Origin of the sequence: Streptomyces tricolor (genome assembly GCF_002155905.1) — a bacterium.
GTDB classification, from domain to species: domain Bacteria; phylum Actinomycetota; class Actinomycetes; order Streptomycetales; family Streptomycetaceae; genus Streptomyces; species Streptomyces tricolor.
The window spans coordinates 1-254 of the sequence record NZ_MUMF01000912.1 but is presented as its reverse complement, the minus strand read 5'-3'; the positions used below and the strand labels follow the sequence as shown (position 1 = coordinate 254).

Genomic DNA, 254 nt, shown 5'->3' with positions numbered 1-254 from the left:
GGCGCGGCGGCCGGTCCGGGGACGGCCGGGGGGTCCATGGGCGCGTGCCCGCCGCTGTGCTGCTGGTCCTTGAAGAGATGCGCGAAGGCGTCCGGCTCGTGGTACTCCTCGCCGGAGTGCGTCACCAGGTCGTCCACGCCGACGAACTGGGTGGTGCGCGGGTCCTCGCCGTACGGCAGGTACTGGGTGGCGCCCCCCGGCTCCGGTGCCGGGGGCTGCGCCCACACGTTCGGGTCGGGGGCGTAGGGCGACTG

The 254-nt window shown here is 75.6% G+C and carries 1 pseudogene; it reads right to left on the bottom strand.

Annotated features, from left to right (window positions below):
* A pseudogene (locus tag CCN44_RS47105) lies at nucleotides 1-254 on the bottom strand (murein biosynthesis integral membrane protein MurJ); the annotation flags it as partial.